The 23,401-nt window shown below is 73.5% G+C and carries 12 protein-coding genes; 2 read left to right on the top strand and 10 right to left on the bottom strand.

Annotated elements, in window-relative coordinates:
* A partial coding sequence (locus ACWDVG_RS17905) for an MFS transporter (protein WP_451700179.1) occupies positions 1-1,111 on the bottom strand: 1,111 nt, incomplete at its 3' end.
* A gap of 278 nt (positions 1,112-1,389) precedes the next feature.
* On the opposite strand from ACWDVG_RS17905, the gene ACWDVG_RS17900 reads away from it, so the two are divergent.
* Positions 1,390-2,163 (top strand): IclR family transcriptional regulator, encoded by a 774-nt coding sequence (locus ACWDVG_RS17900; protein ID WP_451700178.1) that lies wholly within the window; start codon positions 1,390-1,392, stop codon positions 2,161-2,163.
* Positions 2,160-3,005, top strand: coding sequence for an SMP-30/gluconolactonase/LRE family protein (locus ACWDVG_RS17895; protein WP_451700177.1), 846 nt, complete (start codon positions 2,160-2,162; stop codon positions 3,003-3,005). The genes ACWDVG_RS17900 and ACWDVG_RS17895 overlap by 4 nt, the downstream gene beginning before the upstream one ends.
* Before the next feature lie 28 nt (positions 3,006-3,033).
* Here the strand turns inward: ACWDVG_RS17895 and mmsB are convergent, their stop codons facing one another.
* The 9 genes from mmsB to ACWDVG_RS17850 all read right to left on the bottom strand — a co-directional run bounded on the left by mmsB (position 3,034) and on the right by ACWDVG_RS17850 (position 23,399).
* Positions 3,034-4,254, bottom strand: a complete 1,221-nt coding sequence (gene mmsB / locus ACWDVG_RS17890; protein ID WP_451700176.1) for a multiple monosaccharide ABC transporter permease — start codon at positions 4,252-4,254, stop codon at positions 3,034-3,036.
* Positions 4,255-4,281: 27 nt separating this feature from the next.
* The gene (gene mmsA / locus ACWDVG_RS17885; RefSeq protein ID WP_451700175.1) at positions 4,282-5,826 is read right to left on the bottom strand and encodes a multiple monosaccharide ABC transporter ATP-binding protein; all 1,545 of its coding nucleotides are present in this window, start codon (positions 5,824-5,826) and stop codon (positions 4,282-4,284) included.
* 13 nt (positions 5,827-5,839) lie between these two features.
* Positions 5,840-6,955, bottom strand: coding sequence for a multiple monosaccharide ABC transporter substrate-binding protein (gene chvE, locus ACWDVG_RS17880; protein ID WP_451700174.1), 1,116 nt, complete (start codon positions 6,953-6,955; stop codon positions 5,840-5,842).
* A gap of 2 nt (positions 6,956-6,957) precedes the next feature.
* Positions 6,958-7,944, bottom strand: a complete 987-nt coding sequence (locus ACWDVG_RS17875; protein ID WP_451700173.1) for a hypothetical protein — start codon at positions 7,942-7,944, stop codon at positions 6,958-6,960.
* A gap of 145 nt (positions 7,945-8,089) precedes the next feature.
* Positions 8,090-9,253 carry a mandelate racemase/muconate lactonizing enzyme family protein gene (locus ACWDVG_RS17870; protein ID WP_451700172.1) on the bottom strand — a complete coding sequence of 388 codons (1,164 nt, stop codon included), beginning with the start codon at positions 9,251-9,253 and terminating at the stop codon, positions 8,090-8,092.
* 224 nt (positions 9,254-9,477) lie between these two features.
* Positions 9,478-18,108, bottom strand: coding sequence for a SpvB/TcaC N-terminal domain-containing protein (locus tag ACWDVG_RS17865; RefSeq protein ID WP_451700170.1), 8,631 nt, complete (start codon positions 18,106-18,108; stop codon positions 9,478-9,480).
* Positions 18,109-18,379: 271 nt separating this feature from the next.
* Positions 18,380-20,137 (bottom strand): ABC transporter ATP-binding protein, encoded by a 1,758-nt coding sequence (locus tag ACWDVG_RS17860; RefSeq protein WP_451700183.1) that lies wholly within the window; start codon positions 20,135-20,137, stop codon positions 18,380-18,382.
* A gap of 95 nt (positions 20,138-20,232) precedes the next feature.
* Complete coding sequence (locus ACWDVG_RS17855; protein ID WP_451700169.1) at positions 20,233-21,972, bottom strand: ABC transporter ATP-binding protein/permease; 1,740 nt, start codon at positions 21,970-21,972, stop codon at positions 20,233-20,235.
* Positions 21,969-23,399: a SagB/ThcOx family dehydrogenase gene (locus ACWDVG_RS17850; RefSeq protein ID WP_451700168.1), complete on the bottom strand. Its 1,431-nt coding sequence runs from the start codon at positions 23,397-23,399 to the stop codon at positions 21,969-21,971. The genes ACWDVG_RS17855 and ACWDVG_RS17850 overlap by 4 nt, the downstream gene beginning before the upstream one ends.
* Between the last annotated feature and the right edge of the window lie 2 nt (positions 23,400-23,401).

The raw sequence follows: 23,401 nt of genomic DNA, 5'->3' as shown, positions 1-23,401 counted from the left end.
CCAGCACCAGCCACGGCGAGGTCTCCTCGCCGGTGAGGGCGAAGAGGGCGAGGCACAGCGCCGTGAGGACGGCTCCGGGCACCACGAGCCACGGCGCGCCGAGCTTGTCGTAGAGCTTGCCGACCTGCGGTCCGAGGAGGCCCATGGTCAGGCCGCCGGGAATGAGGAGCAGTCCGGTCTCCAGCGAGGAGAGGGACAGGACTTCCTGGAGGTAGATCGGCAGGAGGATGAACGCGCCCATGAGGGCCATGAAGGAGAGGCACATCAGGCCGAGCGCGACGGAGAAGTGACGGAACGTCAGCGTGCGCAGGTCGAGCAGCGGCGTGGAGGAGCGCTGGAGGGCCAGCTGACGCCAGACGAAGAGGCCCACCATGACCGCGCCGGCCACGGAGATGGCGGCCGGCGGCAGGGGTGCCTGGCTCGCCTCGCCCGCGCCGAGCTCGCTCAGGCCGTAGACCAGCGCGCCGAAGCCCGCCGCCGCGAGGGGAACGGAGACCCAGTCGATGGGGCCGGCCTGCGGCTCGCCGATGTTCACCAGCTTGCGGTGGCCGAAGACGGCCATGGCCGCGGCGATGGGGAGCACGGCGAGGAACAGCAGGCGCCAGGAGCCGAGTTGCAGCAGCACGCCGGAGACGGCGGGGCCGAGGGCGGGCGCGACGGAGATGACGAGGGTGATGTTGCCCATGACGCGCCCGCGGTCGTGCGGGGGCACGAGCGTCATCAGCGTCGTCATGAGCAGCGGCATCATGACGGCGGTTCCGCCTGCCTGGATGACGCGCGCGGCCAGCAGGACGGGGAAGGCGGGCGCGGCCGCGGCCAGGGCGGTGCCGACGAGGAACAGCGCCATGGCGAGGCCGAAGGCGGTGCGGGTCGTCACGCGCTGGAGGAACCACCCCGTCACGGGGATGACGACGGCCATGGTGAGCATGAAGGCCGTGGAGAGCCAGCCCGCGGCGGCCGCGGTGACCTCGAACTCGCGCATGAGCCGCGGGATCGCGTTGACCATGATCGTCTCGTTGAGGAGCACGACGAACGTGGACAGCACGAGGATCCGCAGCACGGCGGTGACGCGGGCGGGTGGGACGGTGGGTGTCGCGTGGGGTGCGTGCATGGCGCCTTCCGTGGGGTGAGTGTCCTCCGCGGGTGGCGGGTCACACACACGCAGACCTCGGCGCCGGGAAGAACTCATCGGTACCCGGCGATCCTGCCGGTCCCACCGTCGAAGCTCAAACGGTTTTGCGCCCACCGCGCCGGGGCGGCAGCGGCCGCCCCGGCACCGGCGGTGTTCGAGAACCTCATGACAGGGACGGCACAGGTCAGTAGCCTGTCATCGCCGTTCGTCCCGCCGACCGGCGGCTGACATCTCGAACACGACGGAAGGGGGCGGCCTTGGGACGTCTCGTGCCTGCCGTGACCCGTGCCCTGGACGTCCTGGAGCTGTTCCTCGACGGAAGCGGGACGCTCTCGGCCCCCGAGATCGTGCGCCGCCTCCAGTTGCCGCGCACCAGCGTGCACGAGCTGCTGACCACGCTGGTCGCCCGCTCGTACCTGGTGCCGGTTCCGGAGCAGCCCGGGCGGTACCGGCTCGGTGTCCGTACGTACCAGCTCGGCAGCCGGTACGCGGAGCAGCTGGACCTGGCCGCCGAGGGGCAGCGGGTGGCCAGGGCGGTCGCCGAGAGCTGCGGCGAGACCGTCCACGTGGCCGTCCTGGAGGGGACGGACGTGATCTACATCGCCAAGGTGGACTCCACGCACGCCGTGCGCATGGTGTCCGCCGCCGGACGTCGTCTGCCGGCGCACTGCACGTCCGTCGGCAAGATGCTGCTCGCCTCGCTGCCCGAGGACGAGTTGGCGGACCGGATCCCCGACGGGGCTGAACTCGTCGCGATGACGCCGGACAGCGTCACCGACCCGGCGGTCCTGCGCGCCGCTCTCGCGGAGGCGCGGCGGCGGGGCGTCGCGACGGAGAACCGGGAGTCGAACCCGGACGTCTCCTGCGTGGCCGCGCCGGTCCGCGACCGTTCGGGCCGGGTGGTGGCCGCCCTGTCGGTCTCGGTGCCGACGATCCGCTGGAGCGAGGCGCGCCGCGCGGAGCTGGCGGAGCTGGCCGTCAAGGGCGCCGCGGAGCTGTCCGCGCGGCTCGGGCACCGGAGCCCCGCGTGATCGAGGTGGCGGTGCGGGAGTCCGCGGAGCTCGGCGAGGGGCCCACCTGGGACCCGGTGTCCGGGCGGCTGGTCTGGGTCGACGTCCTCGGCTCCCGCGTCCACACGTACGACCCCACCACCGGCCGCCGCACCGTCCTCGCCACCGAGCAGCACGTGGGCGCCGCCAAGCCGCGGGCGGGCGGCGGCCTCGTCGTCAACCTCCGGGACGGGGTCGGTCTGTACGACGCGCGGGGGGCCTTCCGGTGGCTGCACCGGGCCCCCGTGCCGGGGCGCCGTGGCAACGACGCCGCCGTCGCCCCCGACGGGTCGCTGTGGGCGGGCACCATGCGGTACGACGAGGCGCCGGGCGGCGGCACGCTGTCGCGGGTGGCGCCCGACGGCGCCGTGCGCACGGTGCTGGACGACGTCGCCGTCAGCAACGGCACCGGCTGGAGCCCCGACGGGCGGCGGATGTACTACATCGACTCGCCGACCCGCCGGATCGACGTCTTCGACGTCGATCCCCGGACCGGGGAGCCGGCCGGCCGCCGGCCGCTGGCCGTCGTCGAGCAGGGCGCGGGCTTTCCCGACGGGCTGGCCGTCGACGCCGACGGCTGTGTGTGGGTGGCGCTGTGGGACGGCGGGGCGGTGCGCCGCTACACGCCGTCCGGCGCGCTCGACCGGACGCTGACGCTGCCCGTACGGCGGCCCACGGCCTGCGCGTTCGGCGGGCCGGGCCTGACCGATCTGTACGTCACCACCGCCCGGGTCGGCCCGACCGCCCCGCACCCGCTGTCCGGCTCCCTGCTGGTGGTCCCGGACGCGGGACGGGGCCTGCCCCAGCCGGCGTTCGCGGGCTGAGGGCGGGCCCCGGTCCGGGCGGCACCGCTCAGGCGCCGACCCGCCGCTTGTTCCACACGTCGAAGCCGACGGCGAGGAGCAGCACCAGGCCCTTGATGACCTGCTGCCAGTCGGTGCCGATGCCGACGAGGTTCATGCCGTTGTTGAGGACGCCGAGCACCAGGCCGCCGATGATCGCGCCGAGTACGGTGCCGACGCCGCCGCTCATGGACGCGCCGCCGATGAACGCGGCGGCGATGGCCTCCAGTTCGAAGTTGAGGCCGGCCTTAGGGGAGGCCGCGTTGAAGCGGGCGGCGAAGACCAGTCCGGCGAGCGCCGCGAGCATGCCCATGTTGAGGAAGACCAGGAAGGTGACCTTCCGGTCCCGTACGCCGGACAGCTTGGCCGCGGGCAGGTTGCCGCCGATCGCGTACACGTGGCGGCCGATGACGGCGTTGCGCATGAGGTAGCCGAAGCCGACCAGGAGCGCCGCCAGGACCAGCAGCACCACCGGCGCGCCCTTGTAGCTGGCGAGCAGCAGCGTGAAGATCACGATCGAGGCGGTGAGCGCGGCCAGTCGCACCGCGAAGAGGGCGGCCGGCGGCACGTCGAGCGCGTACGCCAGCTGGCGCTTGCGGGCCCGTACCTCTTGCTGGATGACGCAGGCGATCAGCAGGAGGCCGAGCAGCAGGGTGAGGTTGTGGTAGTTGGTGGCGGGGCCGACCTCGGGGAGGAAGCCGTTGGCGAGCTGCTGGAGCCCCTCGGGGAACGGGCCGAGGGTCTGGCCCTGGAGGAATACCTCGGTGAGGCCGCGGAAGACCAGCATGCCGGCGAGGGTGACGATGAACGAGGGCATGCCGGCGTAGGCGATCAGATATCCCTGGGCGGCGCCCGCGACGGCGCCGATGGCCAGGCAGAGCAGTGCCGCGACCGGCCAGGGCAGGTCGTGCTGGACCATGAGCACGGCTCCGACGCCGCCGACGAAGGCGGTGATCGAGCCGACCGACAGGTCGATGTGCCCGGCCACGATGACGATCATCATGCCGATGGCGAGGATCAGGATGTAGCTGTTCTGGAGCACCAGGTTGGACACGTTGCGCGGCAGCAGCAGGTCGCCGCCGGTCCACACCGCGAACAGCGCCACGATGGCGCCGAGGGCGATGAGCATGCCGTACTGGCGCATGTTGCGGCGCAGGCCGTCGAGCAGCGGGCGGACGGGGTCTCCGGCCGGCCGGGACGCCGGCTTCTCGGCCGCGACGTCAGTGCTCATGGTCGTTCTCCCTCGTGTCTTCCCGGGTCATCTCGTGTCCTCCTTGGTCATGTGGCGCATCAGCACGTCCTGCGTCGCCTCCGCGCGGGGCACCTCGCCGGTGAGCCGGCCGGCGGCCATGGTGTAGATCCGGTCGCACAGGCCGAGCAGTTCGGGCAGTTCGGAGGAGATGACGACGACGGCCTTGCCCTCGGCGGCGAGCCGGTCGATCACCGTGTAGATCTCGTACTTGGCGCCGACGTCGATGCCCCGGGTGGGCTCGTCGAGGATCAGCACGTCGGGGCCCGCGAAGATCCACTTGCTGAGGACGACCTTCTGCTGGTTGCCGCCGGAGAGCCGGCCCACCGGTTCGAAGACCGTGGGCGCCTTGATGTTCATGGAGCTGCGGAACCCCTCGGCGACCCGGCGCTCCTCGTGGGCGTCGACGACCCCGCGCCGGGCCACCCGGTGCAGGGCGCCGAGCGAGATGTTCCGTCCGATGGTGTCGATGAGGTTGAGGCCGTAGTGCTTGCGGTCCTCGGTGACGTACGCGATGCCGTGCGCGACCGCCTCCGGGACGGTGCGGGTGCGGATCGCCGTGCCGTCTTTGAGGACCGTGCCGCCGCCGTACCGTCCGTACGAGCGGCCGAAGACGCTCATCGCGAGTTCGGTGCGGCCGGCGCCCATGAGGCCCGCGATGCCGACGATCTCGCCGCGCCGGACGGAGAGCGAGACGCCGTCGACGACCTTGCGCTGCTGGTCGATCGGGTGGTGCACGGTCCAGTCGCGGATCTCGAGGGCGGGCGCGGTGCCGGGGTCGCCCGGGTAGGGAGTGCGGTCGGGGAAGCGGTGGTCGAGGTCCCGGCCGATCATCCCGCTGATGATCCGGTCCTCGGTGGTGGCCGGGTCGGCCACGTCGAGGGTCTCGACGGTCCGGCCGTCGCGCAGGATGGTGACCCGGTCGGCGACCCGCCGGATCTCGCCCAGCTTGTGCGAGATGATGATCGAGGTGATTCCCTGCTCCTTCAACTCCAGCATGAGACGCAGGAGTTGTGCGCTGTCCTCGTCGTTGAGCGCGGCCGTCGGCTCGTCGAGGACGAGCAGTCTCACCTCCTTCGACAGCGCCTTGGCGATCTCGACGAGCTGCTGCTTGCCGACGCCGATGTCCGCGACGCGGGTCTGCGGGTGCTCGTCGAGGCCGACCCGGCGCATCAGCCGGGCCGCCTCCTTCAGCGTCGCGTCCCAGCTGACGATCCCGCGCGTCGCCCGTTCGTTGCCGAGGAAGATGTTCTCGGCGATGGACAGGTACGGCACCAGGGCGAGCTCCTGGTGGATGATCACGATGCCGTGCCGCTCGCTCGCCCGGATGTCCCGGAAGCGGCAGGACGCTCCCTCGAGGAGGATCTCCCCCTCGTAACTGCCGTGCGGATGGACGCCGGAGAGGACCTTCATCAGGGTCGACTTGCCGGCGCCGTTCTCCCCGCAGAGGGCGTGGACCTCGCCCCGGCGGACCGTCAGCGTGACGTCCGACAGCGCCCGGACCCCGGGGAAGGTCTTGCCGATCGCGCGCATCTCCAGGACGGGTTCCGTCATGGCCGTCCTCCCGCTACTTCAGGTCCGCGGCGGTGTAGTAGCCGCCGCCGACCAGGACCTGCTCGTAGTTGGACCGGTCCACGCTCACCGGCTGGAGCAGGTAGGCGGGGACGACCTTGCTGCCGTTGTCGTACGTCTTCTCGTCGTTGACCTCGGGCTTCTTGCCGTGGAGCACCCCGTCGACCATGTTCGCGGCGATCTTCGCCAGCTCACGGGTGTCCTTGTAGACGGTCTGCGTCTGCTCGCCGGCGATGATCGACTTCACCGAGGCCAGTTCGGCGTCCTGGCCGGTGACCACCGGCAGCGGCTTGGCCTTCGAGCCGTAGTCGTCGGACTTGAGCGCGGAGAGGATGCCGATGGAGATGCCGTCGTACGGCGAGAGCACCGCGTCGACCCGCCCGGTCTTGTACGTGGAGGTGAGGATGTCGTCCATCCGCCGCTGCGCCTGGCCGCCGTCCCAGCGCAGGGTGGTGACCTGGTTGAGCGCGGTCTGGCCGGACCTGACGACCAGCTGCTTCTTGTCGATGTACGGCTGCAGCACGCTCATGGCGCCGTTGAAGAAGTACCGGGTGTTGTTGTCGTCGTTGGAGCCAGCGAACAGCTCGATGCTGAACGGGCCCTTCTTCGAGCCGTCCTTCAGGCCGAGCTTCTCGACGATGTACGTGGCCTGGAGCTCGCCGACCTTGGTGTTGTCGAAGGAGGCGTAGTAGTCGACGTTCGGCGAGCCGAGGATCAGCCGGTCGTAGGCGATGACGGGGATGTCCGCGTCGGCGGCCTGCTGGAGGACGTTGTTCAGGGACTTGTTGTCGATCGCGGCGACGACGAGGGCCTTCACGCCCTGGGTGATCAGGTTCTCGATCTGGGCGACCTGCTGGTCGGGGTCGTCCTCGCCGAAGACCAGCTTCGTCTCGTACCCCTTGGCCTCCAGGTTCTTGACGACGTTGTCGCCGTCGGCGATCCACCGCTCGGAGGACTTGGTCGGCATGGCGATGCCGACGACGGCGCCCTCGGGGCCGCCGGCGGAATCCTCGCTGCCGCCCTCGGCTTTCTGCCCGCAGGCGGACAGGGTCAGGGCGAGGGCGGCCGTCACGGCCAGGGCGCCGGTCACGGCGGCTCTGCGGGTGCGCATGGTCATCGGTCCTCGTTCTTCTCGTCGTTGAGAGCGAAACGGTGCAGGGGCCCCGGCAGCCGCGAGCCGAGCGGCGCCATCGCGCCGTCCGCGCCGTGCCGGGCGAGCAGGTCCAGGGCGAGGCGGCCGCGCCGCACCCGCTCCCGGGCGGTGTCCAGGGCGAGGGTCCGCAGATGGGTGCCGTACGGATAGATCCCGGGCGCCCTGGAGAGGCCGAACTTCAGGTAGAGCGGTGCGCCGCGCCGGATCAGTTCGGCGACCTCGTACATCCGCACATAGCCGCCGAGGTCGTCGGGGGCCTCGATGTACATGTCCATGGGGGCGGCGGAGACCCGCCGGATGCCGGTGAGGTGGTCGAGCGTCAGGTCGCTGGGCACGTTGACGGAGTCGGCGCCGAGCCCCTCGTACACGGCGTACGAGGCGGGGTTGACCGGACCGATCAGCGCGGACACCTTGAGGGTGGTGTCCGCCGGCAGGATGCCGGTGAGGCGCGCCCGGTGCAGCGTCCACAGCACGCCCTCGTCGGCGACGAGCAGGCACTTCACGCCCAGCTCGGTGGCCCGGACGGCGTCCTCGACGCACCCGGCGAGGGCGTCGTGGCCGCGCGCCCGGGGCCCGGCCCCGCCGGAGTCGGTGCGCGCGGAGGCCCCGGTGTCCCAGGTGCCGCGCGGGCCAGTGAACAGACAGAGTTCGACGGCGCGTTCGGTGGTGGCGGCGACCATCTCGGCGATCTCGGCGTCGGTCAGCATCCACACGCCGCTGCCCTGGCTGATCCGGTGCACGGGCACGTCGAGCCGCTCGGCCTCCGCAAGGACCACGGCCAGCGCCTCGGGGCCCTCGCAGGACGGGATCTCGGTGCGCCAGCGGCCGCCGCCGGGGAAGGAGTGCGGGGAGGCGTCGGCCGGGGAGAGGGCGGGAGTGCCCAGGCCGAGCGCGGCGAGGGCGCGCTCGCCGGGGCGGCGGTCGGGCGGGGCGGAGACGTCGGTCACGGACTGTCCTTCGTGTTCGATATAACGGACATGGTTCGGCATCGCGGATAGGGGTCGCCCTCGACCGGGACGGGCCGGTGGCGGGCCAGGACGGGCCGGGTTCGCGCCGGGACGGGACGAGGCGGGCCGGGGCCCGGCGCGCCGGTCAGCGGCGGCCCTGGGGCCTGCGCCGCTCCCAGCCCTCGGACCACAGGTCGAAGCGGGCCTGCTGCTGCGGGAACTCCGCCGCCGCGTCCACGTCGAGTTCGACGCCGAGGCCGGGAAGTTCGGAGAGGTGGAAACAGCCGGTCTCCGGGTCGACCTGCGGGGCGCCCTTGACGACCTGCTTGATCTCGGCGTCGGCGAAGTCGTTGAAGTGCTCCAGGATCTTGAAGTTGGGCGTGGCGAAGCCCACCTGGAGCGAGGCCGCGGTGAGGACGGAGCCGCCGACGTTGTGCGGGGCGACCGCGACGTAGTGGGTCTCGGCGGTGGCGGCGAGCTTCCGGGTCTCCCAGATCCCGCCGATGTGGCCGAGGTCGGGCTGGATGATGTCCGCCGACTGGTCCTCGAAGAGCTCGCGGAACTCGATCCGGTCGTGGATCCGCTCGCCGGTCGCGATCGGCAGGTCCACCTTGTCGGCCACCTTCTTCAGGGCCTTGAGGTTCTCCGGCGGCACCGGCTCCTCCAGCCAGGCCGGCCGGAACGGCGCGAGGTCACGGGCCAGGCGCACCGCGGTCGCGGGCGAGAAGCGGCCGTGCATCTCCAGCATCAGTTCGGTGTCGGGCCCGACGGCGTCCCGGACCGCCTCGACGAGGGAGACCGCGTAGCGGCTCCGCTCGGGGTCGAGGTCGTAGTGGCCGTTGCCGAAGGGGTCGATCTTCAGGGCCCGGTAACCGCGCTCGACCACGCCCCGCGCGGCCTTGTGGTAGGCCTCGGGGGTGCGTTCGGTGGTGTACCAGCCGTTCGCGTACGCCTTCACCCGGTCGGTCACGCGGCCGCCGAGCAGCTGCCAGACCGGCACGCCGAGCGCCTTGCCCTTGATGTCCCAGCAGGCCGTCTCCACGACCGCGATGCCCGACATCACGATCTCCCCGGCCCGGCCGAAGTCCCCGTACTTCATGCGCCGTACGAGGTCCTCGACCGCGAACGGGTCGGAGCCGGCGATGTGGTTGACCTCCGCCTCGCGGAGATAGCCGAGCAACGCGTCGGTGTGACCCAGCATCCGGGTCTCACCGACCCCCGTCAGCCCCTCGTCGGTGTGGACCAGCACGTAGGTGAGGTTGCGCCACGGCGTACCGACGACGTGCGTGGTGATTCCCGTGATCCGCATGGCAGTTGACTCCCCGATGTTCGAGATTTCGGTCTGCGTTCGAAACTCTGGCGGTGACAGTAGGGAGGCCCCGCGGGGAGCGTCAAGAGGTCGGAGCCGAACTCGCCGTGGCCGCCGAGCCGGAGGTCGCAGACGAGAACGCCGCGGCGGAACGCGAACCGAAAGGCGGGTGCCGCCGCACCGTGCGGTGCGGCGGCACCCGCCCTCCTACGCAAACCGGTCCCCTACGGGACGAGCGCCCACCCCGTCCTCGCCATGGCGGCGGCGGCCCCGAAGGAGGCCGGGTCGTCGGCGATTCCGGCGCCTCCCGTGGCGACGTCCTCGGCGAGGGTGCCGACGATCAGCAGGCCCGCGCCGACGATGAGCACGCCGGCTCCGACGTACTTCGCCGCCGTCTGGAGGCGCGAGCGTTGCGGCTGGGGCGCGGTCACGGGGACCGGGACCGTCTGCGGGACGCGTTGCGAGGCGGAGTAGGTGATGACTCCCTTCCCCGGGTGCTTCGTCGACGACTCCACCTGGAGCACCGTGTTCGGCTGGCTCGCCGAGGGGGCCTGCATGGGCACGATGTCGAAGCCCGCGACGACCTGGCGCATGTCGCCCTGGGCCCTGAGCTGGGCCGTGATCCCGGCGACGTACCACTGGACGTCGCCGACGCCGGCGTCCTCGGCGGGGCCGCCCTTGTTCTTGGCGTCCCAGACGTAGACCGTGGAGTCCGTCCACAGCAGCAGGTCGGCCCGGCCTCCGGTGGCGACGACCCGGTTGCGGGGATCGCCCCCGCCCTTGACCGACTGGAGGTCCATGGTGACCTGCCAGGTGCCTCCGGGCCGGGCCGCGCCCATCGCCTGGAGCTGGGTCGCGGCCATCACGATCGCCTGGTCGTGGTGGAGCGTGTACTTCTCGCGCAGGTGGCGGCCCAGGTTGAACGGCTCCCCCGGCTGACGGCCGTCGTCGTCGGTGTAGCGCAGGGGGTTCTGGTAGGCGTAGCCGTACAGCTGGAGGTTCGACGGCTGGTGGACCCCGGCGTTCGCGCCGCCGTCCAGGTAGTCGCCGAGTGCCGGGTCGGCCGACTCCCACATCCCGCCGCGCGGGTCGTAGTAGCGGGCGCCGTGGTAGGTGTAGCCGGTCTCCTGGTCGGTCTCCTTGCCGGTGAAGCCGTACGGGTCCTTCTCGCCGGGGTTCTCGTCGACCCAGGTCTCGCCGGAGGGGAAGTAGTCCAGGTGCTCGGCGAGGCGCCCGGTGCCGTCGGTGCCGAAGTTGGCGGACCCCAGGTGGTCGCCGTGGAAGAAGAACTGGTCCTTCTCGTAGGCGTTGCCGGGCTTCGCCGTCTTGGTGGCGATGCGCGTGCCACCCGCGTACACGTGCTTGAACTCGGTCTGGTTGCGCGCCGTGTAGAACTGGTTCGGGTAGAGCGTGGTCTGCGCCCCGTCCTTGACCACCCGGTTGCCCTGGTCGTCGTAGAGGAAGCGGACCGACGGCGGCTTGCCGGGCTGGTAGCAGGCGGACGGGTCCTGCGCCTGGTCGTGGTTCTTGGCCGTGTCGTGGACGCAGGCCAGCCGGTTCTCCTCGTCCCAGACCTGCTGGCGGCGCGGGTTGCCGGGCCTGGACGAGACGCTGTCGACGAGGTTGCCGTTGGCGTCGTAGGTGAGGGTCTCGCGGCCGATGACGGCGGGGGCGTGCGGCCGGCCGGCCGCGTACGTGTAGCTCTGGCTGTACGTGGTGTTCTTCTGGACCTGCTCGTGGCCGCCGCCGCCCACCCGGATGCCGTGGTGCTGGTTCTTGGCGGTGATGTTGTCGATCGTGTCGTACGAGGTGGAGTAGGTGTAGCGGTCGGTCTTGTTCGCCATGAACCGGAAGGAGCCCTCGGCTCCGGTCAGCCGGTTGCGGTTGTCGTAGGTGTAGGTCTGCTCCGTGGGGCCGCCCAGCTTGGGGGTCTCGGCCGGGAGTCCGGTGACGTTCTTCTGGCTGGTGAGGTTGCCGTTGGCGTCGTACGCGTAGGCGAGGTTCTGGAACGCGGAGCCGCTCGGCAGCGTGGAGGTGAGGGTCGCCATGCGACGGTCCTCCGCCCCGTAGGTGAAGGTGGTGCGGGTGCCGTTGCCGAGTTCGAGGGCGGCCCGGTCGCCGAACTTGTCGTACGTGAGCGAGCGGACGTAGGTGTAGTCGAAGCCGTTCTTGGTACCGGTGGCGGCGCTGATCTGGCCGCCGCTGTCGTAGGCGTAGGAGAGCCGCTCGCCGTCGGGGTACGTCAGGGACAGCATGCGGTTGAAGCTGTCGTAGCGGTAGGCGGTGGTGAAGGTGCGGACGTGCGGGCCGGGGCCCGGCAGGGTGCGGGTCTCCTCGGTGACCTCGCCGAGCGGGCCGTACCGGCGGGTCACCTCGCCGCCCGCGTCCTCGATCTTGGTGACCCGGCCGGCGGCGTTGTGCTCCGCGCCGGGGCCGCCGTAGGTGTAGCGGACGTCGTTGCCGGTGAAGACCGGGTGGCGGATCTCGGTCACGCGGTCGAAGTCGTAGGTGTAGGTGATGGCCTGGTCCTTGGCGGCCAGGTTGGCGGTCTGCTGCCGGACGACGTTGCCGGCGGGGTCGTAGCCGGTGACGGTGCGGCCGGCGTCCGGGGAGTCGACGACGGTGCGGCGGCCCAGGTTGTCGTAGGCGGAGGTGGTGACGTTGTTCCGGTCGTCGACGACCTGGGTGATCTCGCCCAGCGGGTCATAGGCGTAGCTGGTCCAGATCGGCGCGTCGCCGCTCTTGGCGCCGGGCTCGCGGACGGCGGTCTGCTGCTCCCGCACGTCGCTGTAGACGGTGGTCGCGTTGCCCTTGGCGTCGGTGGAGACGGTCGCGAACCGCGGGGCGCCCGCGCGGTCCTCGCCGAAGCCGTACGTCACGGAGGTGGAGGTGCCGTCCGGCAGGCCGGTGCGCAGCACGCGGTCGAGGACGTCGTGGGTGAGGGTGGTGGGGCGGACGGTGTCGACGGTGGTGTTGAGGACGGTGGCGGTGGCGCCCTTGGGTTCGGTGACGGGGTAGTACTGCTCGGCGGTGCGGCCGAGGGCGTCGAAGACGACGTGGCCGGAGACGGTCATGACGTCCGCGCCGCCGACGGTCGCGTCCTTCTTCGTCTGGACGACGCGGCCGAGGCCGTCGGTGAAGGTGACGGTGTCGATGGTGTCGTCCTTCACCGTCCCCGCCGCGTCCCGGTCCAGGTGGCGGGTGACCGCGTACGGGACGGGCGCCTCGGGGTGGTACTCGAAGGCGATCGTGGGGCGTCCCGCTCCCTCGTCGTGCGGGCCGGTGACGGCGGTGAGGCGGCCGACCGCGTCGTACTCCGACACGGTCGTGCGGCCGTTGATGTCGGTGGACTCGGTCTGCAGGCCGAAGCGCAGGTCGTACGCGGCGCCGGAGCGGTAGCCGAAGCTGTCCTCGATGGCGGTGGCCTGCGTGCCGGTCGGCTCGTCGTACGCGTAGGTGCGCTGGTAGCGCTGGCCCCGGTGGTTCTCGGGCGAGGTGATCGAGCGGAGCGTGCCGTCGTCGTTGTACGCGAGGTCGGTGACGGCGTCGGTGCCGTCGGCGAGGTGCGCGGTGTGGCGGGTGACGTCGCCGGTGGCGCAGTCGACGTGGGCGTCGCGCGAGCGCATGAGCCGGCCGCCGCCGCGGACCTCGACGGACTGTCCGATGCCCACGATGTGGGTGTCTGCGCAGGTGGTGTAGCCGGTTCTGGTCTCCACGTCGTCGGCGGCGCCGGGTTCGCCGAAGTCCACCTTGCGCACGAGGTTGCCGAGGTCGTCGTAGGTCATCTCGGTCGAGGTGGTCTTGGCGGGGGTGGTGCCGCCCTTGCCGTCGTACCAGCGCGCCTCGGTCCGCGCGAGCTGCGGGAAGACCGAGCCGGAGAAGACGGGGCGCAGGGTGTAGGTGTTGACGGTCTCCGTGAAGAGGGCCCCGGAGGCGTCGGTGACGGCTTCGCGGGTGAGGAGGCCGCGGGTGGCGTGGCCGCGGGTGTCGTACGTGCGGACGGTGTGCCGGTACGGCTTGTCCGCCTCGGCGAGCTGGGTGCTGGTGACGGTGCCGTAGCCGAGGAACTCGCGCTCGGCCCGGTCGAACTTCCCCCGCTCGTACGAGAAGGAGAACGCCTGGGCGTCGGGGCCGTCGCCGGGGAGGTCGTCGTGGACTCGGGTGCCGGTCAGGAGCCAGCGGGAGCCGGGCTGGTCGTAGGTGTTGCCGTCGCGGGTGTAGGTGAGGTCGATGCGCGAGCCGAGGGGTCGGGTCACGTTCTTGAGGAGGTTGGTGCGGCCGGTGCGGTTGGCGGCGACGACCAGCTCGTCGTCGGCGTCGGAGGCGAGGTGGTCGGCGAGGCCGTCGCCGTCGATGTCGCGGATCATCTGCTCGGCGCGCGAGGCGCCGGTGGAGACGTTGACGCCCGGATTGATGATCAGGCAGCCGACGACGAAGCAGATGGGGACGGTGAAGTAGACGCCGCCGCCGAGCTGGGCGTTGGAGTCGGCGTTGATGCCGTTCAGGGAGCCGTGGAAGGGGACGGGCGCGGCGAAGCCGGTGCCGGTGTTGAGCGCGACCCGGATCGGGTTCCCGGTGAGGACGCGGTCGACGCGGCCGTCTCCGTTGACGTCGGCGAGGGAGTTCTTGGTGGAGGAGGTCTGCTGCTGGAAGGAGGCGCCGCCGCCGAAGCCGTAGAAGTCGGTGTTGAAGCCGATGTTCAGGCCGGCGGTGGAGCCGTGGCCCTCGTTGAGCCTGCCGCCGGGCCAGGGCTCGGGGGCGGCGAAACGGTAGCCGAGGTTGAGGGCGACGCGGCCGTCCTCGTGGGCGCGGTCGGGGAGGCTGTCGCCGTTGATGTCGATCAGGTCGTACGAGGCGTCGGCGCGGTTGGCGCCGAGGTTGCCGCCGATGCCCAGCGGGGGCATGTCGTTGCCGGCGGAGGAGGTGGCGGAGGAGGTCCAGCCGGGCGGCGCGGCCTGGCCGCGGCCGGTGGCGATGGTGCGTGCCGCGCTTCCGGCGCTGGCGTTGCCGCTGCGGGTATCGGAGGAGCGGACGGCTCCGCCGGGGACGGCTCCCCGGGTGGCGCCGAGCACGCCGGTCGGGTCGGTGTACTGCACGCCGCCCGCGCCGACGACGTCGGGGAAGCCGTCGCCGTTCATGTCGAGGTAGTCGAGCTCGCCGCGTGCCGTGCCGAGGGCGACGCTGCCGCCCACGCTGCCGACGCCGCCGCCGACGGAGCCGGTCAGCGAGATCTGCGTCGAGTGGGACATGCGGGGAACGGCGTGCGCGGAGGCGAGGGAGGCGGCGGTGGGCAGGCCGATGGTCTGGCCGCCGAAGCGCGCGCTGGAGGCGACGGAGGCCGTCGCCCAGGTGTGCTCGCCGGAGCCCCAGCGCTGGTGCTCGCTGTCGGGGGCGAAGGGCACGACGTCGGGCGGGGTGATCGTCGGGTCGTTCTCGAAGGCCTCGCGGTCCCGCTCCGGGTCCACGTCGGCGGGCAGGCTCTCCTTGGCCTTCTCCGCGGTCAGGTCGCCCTGCCGGACGGGCTGGGTGGCGCGGTCCCTGTTGCCGTTGTAGCCGATGTACGACCAGCCGCGGTACAGGCGTCCGAAGACGTCCTCGACGGCGGGGGCGTGCACGGTGGCGGGCAGCGGCGTGCCGTCGTTGACGGCCACCTCGGCGTGCTGGATCTTCGCGGCGAGGTCGGGTGCGGCGGCGGTGATGTCGGCGTACAGGGCCTCGCCCGCGGGGGCGGTCACCTGGACGGACGGCGTGTCGCCGATGTCGAAGGCCTGCTTGGCGAGGAGCGCGCCCTTCTTCTTGACGGTGAGGACGAGCCGGCCCGTGGTGCCCGGGGGCGCCGTGACGCGGGCGGTGGCGGTGAAGGTGCCGCCGGGCGAGGTGATCGGCTGCTGGACGCCGGCCGGGCCGGACGGCACGTAGGTGTCGATGTCGTACGGGGGCCGGAACTGGAGGGGCCGGGCGTCGTCGCCGGTCGTCGGGGGGACGCCGTCGGCCTCGGTGTAGCGGGCGAGCGGCGCCCACCGCAGTGCGGTGACGTCGATCGGCGAGTCGGAGAGGATACGCCAGGAGAGCTTCTGGCCCTTGGTGACCTGGAGGGTGGCGCCGGCCGGGAAGGTGCCGGTCTCGGCGGCGCCGATGGTCTTCTCGACGACCGGGGTCCCGGCCCGGGTGACGAGGACGGTGACGTCGTCGGTGGTCGCGGCGGTCTTGTGGACGTCGCCGGTCAGCCGGAGGGTGCCGTCGACGGGTGCCTCGACGGTCCCGGACCGGCCGGCGAGGGTGAAGTCCCGCGAGGCGGTGTAGGCGTGCAGCGGCAGGCCGTTGGCGTCGGTGGCCTCGAACCCGGTGTAGGTGACCGTCGGGTCCCAGGCGACCTCGTCCCCGGCGCCGTCGAAGACGGAGCCGACGCGGAAGTAGAGCCGCTGGCCGCGCTTGACCTCGATCGCGTCGACGCCCTGCGGGGTGTGTGCGGTGTCGTCGCCGGCCTGGATGCGCCGGGACCACAGTTCGGTGTCCTCGTGCTGCACGGCGACGCGCACGCCGTCCGGCTCGGAGAACTCCGGCTTCTCCCCGGTCTCGCGCAGGGTCACGGCGCCGGTGACGCGGACGGTGCCGTCGTACGGGGCCGTCCACCGCCGCAGGGTGTCGACCAGCGGTGAGGAGTCGATGCGCCGCTCGCGCTCGGCCGTGTAGTCGGGCAGCAGGCCGTCGGTGTCGACCTGGCCGGCGCCGATGGGCACCGGGGTCTGCGAGGCGGGGCCGTACTCGACGGTGCCGTCGGTGTGGACGCGGCCGAAGCGGACGGAGGAGCCGTCGACCAGGTCGACGACTCCGTCGGCGTTGACGTCGCTGAAGTAGCGGCGGGTGGTGGAGACGGTGTCGACGTAGTCGAGCTGCGCCGCCACGCCGAAGTAGCCCTCGATGCCGACGGTGAGGGAGTTCGCGGACTCGCTGAGGATGCCGGGGAGGTTGCGGAGCGGGGTGGTGGTGTCGGCGAAGCGCGGTTCGCCGCCCGGCCGGGAGAGGTTCTTGCGGAAGACGAAGCCGCCGCCGTCCTTGAACACCTTGTCGGGCAGGCCGTCGCCGTCGACGTCCACGAGGGAGAGGAGTCCCTCGTCGCCGGAGCGGCTGTAGCCGGCCTTGACGCCGACGGAGCCGTTCTTGGAGGGCTTGGCGCCGTAGCCGACGTACAGGTGGCCGCCGATGCTCTTGGAGGTGTTGCCGTGCAGGGCGCCCGCCTCACCGGCGCCGGGCTTGACGGTGTTGACGGCGCCGTTGCGGACGTCGTCGTCCGGGGAGGTCCAGTCGACCCGGGCGAAGGCGTCGTAGGCGCCCTTGGCGTCGCGGATGTCGTCGAAGTACTCGAAGGCGTGCCGGTTGAACTCCTTGCCGTCCGCGTCGATGTGCGCGATCGAGGCGAGCAGCGTCTTGTTGAACGCGCCGGTGGTGTAGGCGAGTTCGTAGGCGCGGACGGGCCGGTCCCGGAAGCGGACCTCGATCCGGCGGAGCAGGTCCGCGGTGACGCGCTTGAATCCGCCCCGGGCGTCGATCGTCACGTCGGGCCGCCGGGCCTCGCCCAGCTCGCGGTCGCGCACGAACGTCACCGAGTAGGCGCCGTCGGTGTCCCCGCGCCCGGTGTACGTGATCTTCTGCACGTACAGGGCGCGGCCCTTCACCGTGCCGCCTGTCACGCCCGTGTCCTCCACGAGGGCGTGGCGGTAGCGCACCGTGTTGCCGTGGGGGTCGCGGACCTCGCGCAGGGCCCAGGTGAAGACGTTGCCGGCGTCGTCGGCGAGCGTGGCGCCCTCGCCTCCGTAGAGGTAGCGCACGCCGGACTTGTCGGTGACCTCCCAGCCGTACGTGGAGGGCGAGTCGCCGGTGCGGACGATGCGCTGGAAGCCGCTCTCGACGCGGGCGTGGAAGACCTTGTCGCCGGTGGCGCGGGGCGCGGGGGCGCCGCGGTGGGCCAGGGGCGTGAGCTGGTCGCCGGCGAGCAGGTACGTCTCGGTCTCGCGGGCGGCGTCGTAGCGCGGGACGCCCCAGCGGGTGTCGACGGAGACGGACGGGACGGAGAGGTCCCAGCCGGTGCCGAGCCAGCCCTCGGCGGCCGAGGAGGCGTAGTCGACCGCGAGGGCGGGCGCGAGTCCGGCGCGGCCCTGCGGGAGTTCGAGCGGGTACGAGAGGCGGGCGTCGCCCTGGGAGTTGGCGGCGGGGGCCGCGATCTGGTTGACGCCGGTGACCGGGGAGGCGGCCTGGATGTTCTGGATCTGGTTCGGGTTCGAGGAGACCTGGTCGGGGCCCTCGGGGGCGGTGACGACCGCGTTCACCATGTCGGTGAAGTGGTCCGTGCGGGAGACGACGAGCTGCTTGTCCTCGTCGACCGCGACGCGGTCGAGGGCGCGCCAGCAGCTTCCGGCCTCGTCGAAGTAGAAGGTCCTGACGTCGGCGGGGGTCTGTCCGGCGCGCTTCAGCGCCTCGGCGTCGTACGGGAGGGAGACGGTGATGCCCGCATCGAAGGTGTGCGGGGTGGGGGTGAAGCGGTAGCCGACCGGCCCCTTGGTGACGTTCTCCATGCCGGCGCCGAGGCCGGGCAGGGTGTTCGCGTCGAGCGGCTCGATTCCGACCTCGGTGGGTTCGGACACGGCGGCCGGCGCGAGGGTCACGGCGGCGCCGTCGCGGGCGACGCGCTTGGTGACGCCGGTGCCCGGGGTGACCCAGGCCGTGGACGGCCGGGCGGGCGGGTCCTCGGCGCGGGCCGCCGTGCCCGGCACGCAGCCGCCGAGCGCCGGCGCGACGGCGGCCACCGGTGCCACGCGCGGCGGCGCCGTCAGGTCACTGGCCGAGACCGTCGACACCGGCAGTGCGAGTGCCAGCAGCAGTGCCGGTCCCCGGCCGCGGGCCCAGACGGCTCGTGGATCTCTCCACGTCCAGCGTTGTCTCCGTACCCCACCGGTCATCGTCTCGCCCCGACCCTTCACATGCCGAACGGCACCCGATACACGACACAAGCCACGAACTGCGACACAGCCCGCAGAGCAGCCACATCCTTCCCGCGGTGCGACCACAAAACCAGCCGCAAATCAGCCACGACGTAAAGGAGTTGTGGAGACGGTCGACGCGCGTCCGTCAGGCGGGGAGCGCGGCGAGGCTGCGGTGGAGGGCGCTGTCGGGCCGGTCCGTCAGCTCCTCCCAGGTGCCCTCCTCGACGATGCGCCCCGCTTCGAGGACGGCGATGCGGTCCGCCCGGCGGATGGTGGCGCGACGGTGGGCGATGACGAGGGTGGTGCGTCCCTCCTCCCGCAGGGCGGCGGCGAGTTGGGCGTCGCCGGTGTTGTCGAGGTGGGCGGTGGACTCGTCGAGGACGAGGACCCGTGGCCGGGCCAGGAGGGCGCGGGCGAGGGCGATGCGGGCGCGCTGGCCTCCCGAGAGGGTGGCGCCGCGTTCGCCGACCGGGGAGTCCAGGGGGGCGATCCGGTCGACGCCGCAGCGGCGGGCCGTCCCGGCGAGGAGGTCGTCGTCGGCGTCGGGGGCGGCGAGCCGCAGGTTCTCGGCGAGGGTGCCGTGGAAGAGCGGCGTCTCCTGGCCCACCAGCGCGACGGCGCGGCGCAGTTCGGCGTCGTCGAGGGTGCGCACGTCGACGGGGGTCCCGTCGGCGGGGAGAAGCTGGACCGCGCCCTCGGACGGGTCCCAGAAGCGGGCGAGGAGGTGGGCGCACGTCGACTTCCCGGCACCCGAGGCGCCGACCAGGGCGAGCGTCTCCCCCGCGCGGACGGTCAGCTCGACGCCGTCCAGGACGGGGCCGGCGCCGTAGTCGAACGTCACCCCGTGCAGGCGGACCCCCAGGGGGCCGGGCGGGAGCGGGCGGGGCGCGGCGGGCGGCGGGGCGGGCGCGGGGGCGCGGAGCGCGGCGCCGACGCGTGAGGCGGCGGCGCGCAGGGCCACGGCCCGGCTCAGGGACCGGGCCGACTCGGCGACCGGGGCGAGCACGGCCAGGGCGAGGGCCGTCGCGGCCGGGGCCCAGGCCCCGTGCAGCCGCCCCGAGGTGACGGAGTGCGCCGCGGTGGCCACCACGCCGAGGACGGCGAGGACGATGAGGAGTTCGCGGAGCGCGGCGGCGAGGGCCTCTCCGGTGGCCTCGGCCCGCTGGGCGCGGCCCACTTCGCGTCCGCGCCGCGCCAGCAGGTCCCTGCGCCCGTCGAGGGCACCGAAGGCGAGCAGCTCGCGCAGGCCGTCGACGGTCTCCACGGTGTCGGCCGAGAGCCGCGCGAGGGACGCCCGCGTGCGGGTGCCGCGCGCGGTGTGGCCGCGTGCCTCGGCGAAGGGGGCGGCGGCGAGCAGCACGGCGGCGGGCAGTACGGCCGCGAGCAGCCAGGGCTCCACGGCGGCGAGGAGCGTCGTGCCTCCGGCGAGGACGGTCCCGGCGGCCAGGAGCTGGGCGGTGGTGTGGGCGTAGAAGAACTCCAGCGCCTCGACGTCGGCCATGGCGGTGGCGGCGAGGTCCCCGCTGCGCCGGCCCGCGATCCGGGCGGGCGCGCTGCGGGCGAGTCCGTCGAAGACCCGTACGCGGAGGGCGGCGAGGACGCGGTAGGCCAGGTCGTGCGAGAGGTCCATCTCGTGCCAGGTCGTCAGGGCCCGTACGAGGACGAGGGCGACCAGCGCGGTGACGGTGACGGGCGACGGGGCCCTGGTCTCGATGACGGCCGTGCCCACGGTGTGCGCTGCCAGGGTCACGAGGGCGACGAGCGAGCCCTGTTCGAGGAGTGCGGCGGCGCAGGTGCGGGCGGTGAGGGCGCGGTGCTCGGCCAGGGCGGGGAGCAGGGCGCGCAGGGCTCCTCGCCCGGGGGCGGCGGTGGGGGTGTCCGTCGTGGGGGGCGTTTCGGCCATGGTGGTCGTGTCGGCGGTGGTGGGCGTGCCGGTCGCGGCGGGCGTGGTGCCGGTCCCGGCGGGCGTGTCGGCGGTGGGCGGGTGCGGGGCGTTGCTCATGCGGCGAGTTCTCCCGGGTGGGTGCGGCCGGCCTCGACGAGGCGGGCGTAGACGCCTCCGGCCTCGACGAGGCGGGTGTGGTCGCCGACGGCATCCACCCGGCCCGCGTCGAGGACGACGATCCGGTCGGCGTGCCGGACGGCGGCGAGCCGGTGGGCGATCACCAGGACGGTGCGGCCGCCCGCGGCGTGCGGCAGGGCGCGGACGATGTCCGCCTCGCGGCGCTCGTCGACGGAGCTGGTCGCCTCGTCCAGGACGAGGACCGGGGCGTCGGCGAGGAGCGCGCGGGCGAGGGCGAGCCGCTGGCGCTGGCCGCCGGAGAGGGTGGCGCCGCGTTCGCCGAGGACGGTGGCGTAGCCGTCGGGCAGGGCGGTGATCTCGTCGTGGACGCCGGCGGCGCGTGCGGCGGCCCGCAGCTCGTCGTCCGTGGCGTCCGGCCGGGCCGTGCGCAGGTTGTCGGCGATGGTGGCGTGGAAGAGGTACGTGTCCTGCGAGACGACGGCGATGCCCCGGCGCAGCGCGTCGAGCGCGTACTGCCCGGTGGGGCGGCCGTCGAGGGTGATCCGGCCGGCGTGCGGGTCGTGGTGGCGCAGGAGCAGGGCGAGCAGGGTGGACTTGCCCGCGCCGGACGGCCCGACGATCGCGGTGGTGCGTCCCGCGGGCGCGGTGAAGGAGACGCCGCGGAGGACGGGCTCCGGCGCGCCGTCGTACGTGAAGTGGACGTCTTCGAAGCGGAGTTCGGGCGCCGTCCGCCGGCTGGGCGCGGCCGTTCCGGTGTCGTGGACGGCGGGTTCGGCGGTGCGCAGCGCCGCGATCCCGTCCGCGGCGGAGGCGCCGAGGTATCCGGCGTGCCATTCGCGGGCGAGGTCGCGGACGGGCCGGAAGCACTCGGAGGCGAGGAGCAGCACGAGGTAGGTGCCGGTCGCCGTGGTGGATCCGGTGGCGGCCGACCAGCAGGCGAGGAGCGCGGCGGCGGCGGTGCCGCCCTGGACGGCGAGGTCGGTGATGCCGGTGTCGACCAGGGAGACGCGGAGTTGGGCGACGGTCGCCCGGTGCAGGGCCGCCGAGCGCTTCTCCAGGCGCGCGCGGGTGCGGCCGACGGCTCCGGCGGCCCGGAGGGCGGGCATGCCCTGGAGGGCTTCGAGATAGTCGGCGCCGAGCCCTTCGTACGTGTCCCAGTGTTCCTTGCCGCGCGCGGCGAGGAGGCGGTCCCAGGCGCGGGGGCCGATCAGGGCGAGCAGCAGGGCGGGGACGAGACCGAGGAGGGCCGCCGGTTCCACCGCGGCGAGCAGCGCGAGCACCACGGGCGGCACGGTCAGGGTGACCAGGAGCTGGGGGAGGTAGCGGGAGACGTAGGCGTCGACACCCTCGACTCCGTCGACGAGGGTGGTGCGTACGGCTCCGGCGCGCGCGGTCGTCAGGTGGGCGGGGCCGAGGCGCCCGAGGCGGACGAGGAGTTCGTCGCGCAGCGCCACCCGGACCTCGGCCCCGGCGCGGGCGGCGGTGCGCCGCTGCCAGGTGCCGAGGGCCGCGCGGGCGGCGACGACGCCGAGCACCGCGGCGAGCAGCCAGGGCAGCCGGCCGGTGTCGCCGCGGGCCAGACCGGCGAGGGCCAGGGCCAGGAGGGCCGCCTGCGCCAGATGGGCGAGGGTGACGGCTCCCTGGAGGAGGGTGGCGGCGAGCAGGGGGCGCCGCGCGCTCAGGGCGGCGCGGCGCAGTTCGGGGTGGACAATCACGTGGTGTTCTCCTCGTCGGCGTGGCGGGTGCCGAGGGCCAGTCCGTGGACGATCCAGTCCTGGCCGGGTGGGGCGCCGAGGGCGGCGCCGAGGTCCGCCCGCTGCCAGGAGCCGACGGGCCGGGCGGCCAGGCCGTGGCGCCGGGCGGTGAGGTGGGCGAGCTGGACGGCGAACCCGGCCCGCAGGTGGGTGCGGCGGATGTGCGGCGCGTCGGCGTCGGCGGGGCAGCCGCGGGCGAGCAGGACGGCGCCCGCGTCCGCGATCCACGCCTGGCCGGCCGCCCAGGCGGCGAGCGTGGGCCTGGCCTCGCCCGTCGCGCAGCGGCGCAGTGTCGTGCCGTCGGGCCCCGCCTCGACGAGCCCGGCCCCCGGCGCCCCGACGGCGGCGCACCAGCGCAGGTCGCCGCCCCCCGCCCGTGCGGCGGTGGCGAGAACGGCGAGCAGCGCGTCGTCGGCGAGGGCCCCGCCCAGCGGCGGCGGATCACTGCGCCGTGCGAGCAACTCCCCCGGGGTGGGAACGGGTTCGGGCAGAGGGGAGCCGGTCGCGCGGCCGGCGGGGCCGGGTGGCGGGCCGTCGGGGGCCGGGGCGGACGGGTCGGGTGGCCGTACGCGTACGGTGGCGAGCGGGCGCTCCGCGTGGCCGTCGAGCCGGACCTCGGGCTCGGCCGCTCCGAGCGCGCGGGCCGCGAGGAACAGCGCCGCGGCGGCGTGCCCGGTGTCGAGCAGCAGCAACGGCCTGGCGCGGTGTCCGTAGTGGGAGGCCGTACGTCGTGCGGTCACGGTCAGTTCGACGGTGACGCCCGGCGGCGTGCCCTCGGGCGGTCGGCCGAGGCGGTGGACCCGGTTGCGCAGCGGGTCGTAGCCGTAGCGGCCGGGCGGCAGGGAGCAGCCGCCGCCCGCCACGAGTTCGGTGTCGACGGGGTGCAGCGCGCCGGCCGAGGCGGCGGGCCGCAGCCGTCCGGAGCGGTCGGAGGCGGCGAGGGAGAGCCGCAGCAGGCCCCGCAGGTCGAGCTCACCGCGCCGGGCGCGCGGGAGGGGCCACGACGGCCCCGGCCACTCCGGCCCGGCGGGCCCCGCGGCGGTGTCGGGCCCGGGGCGCAGCGCCGATCGGGCCCGGGCGAGCTCGGTGCGCAGGTCTGTGGAGGGGCGGTCGACGGAAGGGCGGCCGGCGGAAGGGCGGCCGGCGGAGGGGCGGCCGGCTGAAGGGCTGTCCGTAGAGGGGCGGTCAGCGGAAGGGCGGCCGGTGGAAGGGCGGCCGGCGCCCCCACCGGGTGCGCCCGGGACCGGCGTCCCGGACGTCCCGGACGTCCCGGAGCGGTCGTCGGAGGGGCCGGCCGCCGCGGCGGGCGAGCCGGGCCGCCCCGCCTCCGAGCCGCCCGGGGCAGGGGCTCGCCCGCCCGGGAAGCCGTGCGCGTCGACGTGGTTCACGG

Source organism: Streptomyces sp. NPDC003327 (assembly GCF_053589515.1).
Note: the sequence above shows the minus strand (reverse complement) of the source record. Positions and strands in the feature narration are given on the sequence as shown.

Coding starts and splice junctions, on each gene's coding strand:
- mmsB (WP_451700176.1), bottom strand. CDS start 4,254: ATGAGCACTGACGTCGCGGCCGAGAAGCCGGCGTCCCGGCCGGCCGGA.
- mmsA (WP_451700175.1), bottom strand. CDS start 5,826: ATGACGGAACCCGTCCTGGAGATGCGCGCGATCGGCAAGACCTTCCCC.
- chvE (WP_451700174.1), bottom strand. CDS start 6,955: ATGCGCACCCGCAGAGCCGCCGTGACCGGCGCCCTGGCCGTGACGGCC.
- ACWDVG_RS17870 (WP_451700172.1), bottom strand. CDS start 9,253: ATGCGGATCACGGGAATCACCACGCACGTCGTCGGTACGCCGTGGCGC.
- ACWDVG_RS17860 (WP_451700183.1), bottom strand. CDS start 20,137: ATGGCCGAAACGCCCCCCACGACGGACACCCCCACCGCCGCCCCCGGG.